Below are 5,583 nucleotides of genomic sequence, written 5' to 3' on the forward strand. Positions count from 1 at the left end.
GGGCCCAGGTCGTATTTCGGGAATTGGTCGCGCTGCAGTTCGCGGGTTTCGGCATCGACCTTGACGATGGAGAGCAGGTGTTCGCGCTCATCGACGATCGCCATCAGGCCGTTTTGCAACACGGTCACGCCTTCCGGATTGCTCCAGCCCACCAGCGGCATCTTGCGCAGCACATCACCCTGCAGGGTCAGTTCGACCAGGAACGGGTTCTTGCCCATCACTGAAAACAGGGTTTTGGTCTGCGGGTTGTAGGACAGGTCAGAGGCCTCGTCCTTTTCCATGCCCGGCAGCAATTTACCGTCGATGACCACACGATAGTCCGGCAACCAGATGCTCGCTTTCTGCTCGGCCTGGCTTTCGAAACGCTCGCGCAACCAGAGCAGGCCACGGTCGTCCCAATGCATGGCAAACGCCAGGCCATACACAGCGGCAAGCACCAGCAACAGCCAGACATACCAGCGCAGGGCAAAACGTGAGCGACGAGGAGGATTGAGCTGTGTTTGAGCTGACATCAGGGACGCGTTCCGAAAATTCAGGCTATGGGTAATAGCACAAAGAGGCCGGCTCAGACGCCAGAATGAGAAGAATTATCCGGACAGAATGTGAAAAAAACGGCAAATGGCGGGATTGCCGTGCGGCTTTGCGAGCCGCGAAACATAACCAGTGTGGGAGTGAGCCCTGTTGTGAGGGATTCATTGTGGCGAGGGAGCTTGCTCCCGCTGGGGCGCGAAGCGACCCTGCTTTTCAAGGGGGCCTGCTGCGCAGTCCAGCGGGAGCAAGCTCCCTCGCCACAGTTGCTGTGTATCGGATGCGTTCGGTCAGCGCACGCTGCTGCTGAAGCTGCTCGCACCAACCAGTTCCAGCACGATGTCGTCGCCGACGTTCAGCGGGCCGACGCCCACTGGTGTGCCGGTGAGGATCACGTCGCCGGCCTGCAGCGAAAAGCAGCCAGCCATGTGCTGGATCATCGGCACGATCGGATTGAGCATCGCGCTGCTGTTGCCGTCCTGACGCACTTCACCGTTGATGGTCAGGCGAATGCCAATGTCGGTCAGGTCTGGGAACGTGCTGCCGACCACGAACGGCGCGATCACCGCCGCGCCATCGAACGACTTGGCGATTTCCCATGGCAGGCCCTTGGACTTGAGCTCGGCCTGCTTGTCGCGCAGGGTCAAATCCAGCGCCGGAGCAAAGCCGGAGATCGCATCCAGCACTTCTTCGCGGCTCGGCTTGGTCGACAGCGGCTTGCCGATCAACACGGCGATTTCCGCTTCGTAGTGCACCGAGCCGCGCTCGGTCGGAATGCTGAACCCGCCTTCCAGCGGCACCACGCAACTGCCCGGCTTGATGAACAGCAACGGTTCGGTAGGCACCGGATTGTCCAGTTCCTTGGCGTGTTCGGCGTAATTACGGCCAATGCACACCACTTTCCCGATCGGGAAGTGAATGCGCGTGCCGTCGACGTACTGGTGCTGATAGCTCATTTACCGACTCCTGCCTTCATTGATTCAGGGGATTGCCAATCAAACCGCGAAGATCTTGCCCGGGTTCATGATGCCGTTCGGGTCGAACACCGCTTTGACCGCTTTCATGTACTCGATTTCGACCGGCGAACGGCTGTACGTCAAGTAGTCGCGCTTGGTCATGCCCACGCCGTGTTCGGCGGAGATCGAACCGTTGTATTTCTCGACGGTTTCGAACACCCACTTGTTGACGGTCGCACACTTGGCGAAGAACTCGTCCTTGCTCAGGTTATCCGGCTTGAGGATGTTCAGGTGCAGGTTGCCGTCGCCGATGTGGCCGAACCAGACGATTTCGAAGTCCGGGTAATGTTCACCGACGATCGCGTCGATTTCCTGCAGGAATGCCGGGACTTTCGACACAGTGACCGAGATGTCGTTCTTGTACGGCGTCCAGTGCGAGATGGTTTCGGAAATGTACTCGCGCAGCTTCCACAGGTTGTGCAGCTGGGTTTCGCTCTGGCTCATCACGCCGTCCAGCACCCAGCCCTGCTCGACGCAGTGTTCGAAGGTTTCCAGCGCGGTGTTGGCCACTTCTTCGCTGGTTGCTTCGAATTCCAGCAACGCATAGAACGGGCACTCGGTGTCGAACGGCGCCGGTACGTCGCCACGGCCCAGCACTTTGGCCAGGGCCTTGTCAGAGAAGAATTCGAACGCGGTCAGGTCAAGCTTGCCCTGAAAGGCGTGCAGCACCGGCATGATCGAATCGAAATCAGCGGTGCCGAGGACCATCGCGGTGAGGTTTTTCGGCGCACGATCCAGACGCATGGTCGCTTCGACCACAAAACCCAAGGTGCCCTCGGCGCCGATGAACAGCTGGCGCAGGTCGTAACCGGTGGCGTTCTTGATCAGGTCTTTATTCAGCTCCAGCACATCGCCCTTGCCGGTGACCACTTTCAGGCCGGCGACCCAGTTACGGGTCATGCCGTAGCGAATCACCTTGATTCCGCCGGCATTGGTGCCGATATTGCCGCCAATCTGACTGGAACCGGCCGACGCGAAATCCACCGGGTAATACAGGCCGTTTTCTTCGGCGACGTTTTGCAGGTGTTCGGTGACCACGCCGGGCTGGCAGACGGCGGTGCGATCGGTGAGGTTCACGTCGAGAATCTGGCTCATGTAGTCGAACGACACCACCACTTCGCCATTCGCGGCGACGGCGGCGGCGGACAGCCCGGTGCGCCCGCCGGATGGCACCAGCGCCACTTTGTGGGTATTGGCCCAGCGGACGACGGCCTGCACCTGCTCGATGGTCTTGGGAAACACGATGGCGCTTGGCGCGGGCGCGAAGTGCTTGGTCCAATCCTTGCCGTACGCATTCAGGGAGTCGGCGTCGGTCAGGACCTTGCCAGGCTCGACCAGGGTCTTCAGTTCATCAATCAGGGCAGGATTGGTCATCGACAGAACTCTCGAACAATTCATGGTCATCCTGAAGACGCTTCACGTCGCAGGAATGAGTGTTTCGCGGGGTGGCTATGCTAGCATACCGACCCCGCAGGCCAGTGCCCAAGGCCAGTTCTGCGGTGACGGCTTTCTTGTCGTCCAGGTCAATGTCTGTTGACCATTTCCTGCCATTTTTCTCCGGGATACAGGTTTACGCAGATGAGCAAGACTTCTCTCGATAAGAGCAAGATCAAGTTCCTTCTTCTCGAAGGCGTCCACCAATCGGCTGTCGACGTCCTCAAGGCGGCGGGCTACACCAGCATCGAATACCTGACAGGCTCCTTGCCGGAAGCCGAGCTCAAGGAAAAGATCGCTGACGCTCACTTCATCGGCATTCGTTCGCGCACCCAACTGACCGAAGAGATCTTCGATCACGCGAAGAAGCTGGTCGCGGTCGGCTGTTTCTGCATCGGCACCAACCAGGTCGACCTGAGTGCTGCCCGCGAGCGCGGTATCGCCGTGTTCAACGCGCCGTACTCCAACACCCGTTCCGTCGCGGAACTGGTGCTGGCCGAAGCGATCCTGCTGCTGCGCGGCATCCCTGAGAAAAACGCGTCCTGCCACCGTGGCGGCTGGATCAAGTCCGCAGCCAACTCCTTCGAGATCCGTGGCAAGAAACTGGGCATCGTCGGCTACGGCTCGATCGGTACGCAGCTGTCGGTTCTGGCGGAAGGCTTAGGGATGCAGGTGTTCTTCTACGACACCGTGACCAAGCTGCCGCTGGGCAACGCCACTCAGGTCGGCAACCTGCACGAGCTGCTGGGCATGTCCGACATCGTCACCCTGCACGTTCCGGAAACCGCTGCGACCCAGTGGATGATCGGCGAGAAGGAAATCCGCGCCATCAAGAAGGGCGGCATCCTGATCAACGCGGCGCGCGGTACCGTGGTCGAGCTGGACGCCCTGGCGGACGCGATCAAGGACAAGCACCTGATCGGCGCGGCCATCGACGTGTTCCCGGTGGAGCCACGCTCCAACGACGAAGAGTTCGAAAGCCCGCTGCGTGGTCTGGACAACGTGATCCTGACCCCGCACATCGGTGGTTCGACTGCCGAAGCCCAGGCCAACATCGGTCTGGAAGTGGCGGAGAAACTGGTCAAGTACAGCGACAACGGTACTTCGGTGTCGTCGGTGAACTTCCCGGAAGTGGCCCTGCCGGCTCACCCTGGCAAGCACCGTCTGCTGCACATCCACGAGAACATTCCGGGTGTGATGAGCGAGATCAACAAGGTCTTCGCCGAAAATGGCATCAACATCTCCGGTCAGTTCCTGCAGACCAACGAGAAAGTCGGTTACGTGGTGATCGACGTCGACGCCGAGTACTCGGAGCTGGCGCAAGAGAAGCTGCAACACGTCAACGGCACCATCCGTAGCCGCGTGCTGTTCTGATCGAACGCCGAGCAATGAAAAAGGGAGCCTTCGGGCTCCCTTTTTCATGCAACGCCGAAAACTTATTTGACGTTGACGGTGATTTTCTTCGACACGATCGGCGGATCGAACGGCATGTGGCCGCTGTCGCCCAGCTCCAGCTGCAAGGTGTGCTTGCCCGGGGCCAGTTTGATCGTGGCCTCGGTCTGCGCCTTGCCGAAGTGCATGTGATTGGCGTCATTCGGAATCGGTGCACCCGCCGCCGGCATTTGGTCGACGTCGATCAGCAGGTGATGGTGACCGGTATTCTTGGTAACGTCACCGGCCGGTGCCAGCGCAACGTCCTTGACCCCGAACTTGACCTTGAACTCCTGAGAAACCGTGGCCCCGTCTTCGGGAGAAACGATGAACACTTCGGCACCTTTAGGCGCCGGGGTCGCTGCACTGGCCAGCACTGAAACACCCATCAACAGGCCAGCCAAGGCTGCTCGTGACATAAACGTTTTCATTCTCTTCTCCAGTTTTTCCGTAAAATCCGCGCGGTCATGACAACTTCATGACCATTCGTTGTCGAAGGCACTCGACAACCATAGCAAAGCGAGCCTGACTCAGAGCATCGCAATAATGATTTCAAAGGAGTGACCATGCGCCTTCTGCCTGGCCTGATCTGCCTGCTACCCCTTTTGAGCCCACTGGCTCACGCCGAACTGATTGATGACATCAACGACCGTGGCGAGTTGCGCATCGCCCTTGAGGCTAATACACCGCCCTTCAATTTCAAGGAAGGCGACACACTCACGGGGTTCGAGGTCGAGCTTGGGCAACTGCTGGCCAACGAGCTGGATGTACGCGCCGACTTCATCGTCACCGACGAAGCCGACCTGCTCCAGGGCGTTGAAAGCGGCAAGTACGACGTCGCGCTCAACCACATAGCACTGACACCTGAACTCAAGGATCGTTTCGACGTCAGCGAGTCTTACGGCAAGGTCGATTCGCAGTTGTGGGCGAAGAAAGATGAGCAGCCGCGGCCAATGGTGCTGGTGCAGGCGCTGACCGAAGAGAAGCCGAAAGCGACCCCGGTGGAGCTGGCGATTCCGTTTCAGAAGGGTAATCCGGCGTTCCACGCCAGCCTGGAAGGTGCGTTGCAGCGGATCAAGGCCGATGGGCGGTTGGCGGCGTTGTCCGCGAAGTGGTTCACCGAACCATAGGAGCTGCCGCAGGCTGCGATCTTTTTGATCTTGATTTTGAAGAT

The 5,583-nt window shown here is 59.3% G+C and carries 6 protein-coding genes; 2 read left to right on the forward strand and 4 right to left on the reverse strand.

Annotation, left to right across the window (positions count from 1 at the left end; all coding sequences use genetic code 11):
* The 3 genes from HT737_RS13805 to HT737_RS13815 form a co-directional block, all read right to left on the reverse strand.
* A partial coding sequence (locus HT737_RS13805; RefSeq protein WP_182402906.1) for an SdiA-regulated domain-containing protein occupies positions 1 to 512 on the reverse strand: 512 nt, incomplete at its 3' end.
* Between the two features lie 306 nt (positions 513 to 818).
* Complete coding sequence (locus tag HT737_RS13810; protein ID WP_027610530.1) at positions 819 to 1,484, reverse strand: fumarylacetoacetate hydrolase family protein; 666 nt, start codon at positions 1,482 to 1,484, stop codon at positions 819 to 821.
* 39 nt (positions 1,485 to 1,523) lie between these two features.
* Entirely contained in the window at positions 1,524 to 2,918 is a 1,395-nt protein-coding gene (locus tag HT737_RS13815; protein WP_182402908.1) for an FAD-binding oxidoreductase, read from the reverse strand.
* 204 nt (positions 2,919 to 3,122) lie between these two features.
* On the opposite strand from HT737_RS13815, the gene serA reads away from it, so the two are divergent.
* Complete coding sequence (serA, locus tag HT737_RS13820; RefSeq protein ID WP_003229219.1) at positions 3,123 to 4,352, forward strand: phosphoglycerate dehydrogenase; 1,230 nt, start codon at positions 3,123 to 3,125, stop codon at positions 4,350 to 4,352.
* A 62-nt stretch (positions 4,353 to 4,414) separates the two neighbouring features.
* On the opposite strand, the gene HT737_RS13825 is transcribed toward serA, so the two are convergent.
* Positions 4,415 to 4,840, reverse strand: a complete 426-nt coding sequence (locus HT737_RS13825; RefSeq protein WP_041072147.1) for a DUF4399 domain-containing protein — start codon at positions 4,838 to 4,840, stop codon at positions 4,415 to 4,417.
* Positions 4,841 to 4,975: 135 nt separating this feature from the next.
* Between HT737_RS13825 and HT737_RS13830 the strand changes: the two genes are divergently transcribed.
* The gene (locus HT737_RS13830) at positions 4,976 to 5,539 is read left to right on the forward strand and encodes a transporter substrate-binding domain-containing protein (RefSeq protein ID WP_182402911.1); all 564 of its coding nucleotides are present in this window, start codon (positions 4,976 to 4,978) and stop codon (positions 5,537 to 5,539) included.
* The last annotated feature ends 44 nt before the right edge of the window (positions 5,540 to 5,583 follow it).

Origin of the sequence: Pseudomonas sp. MD195_PC81_125 (assembly GCF_014060985.1) — a bacterium.
Taxonomy (GTDB): domain Bacteria; phylum Pseudomonadota; class Gammaproteobacteria; order Pseudomonadales; family Pseudomonadaceae; genus Aquipseudomonas; species Aquipseudomonas parakoreensis.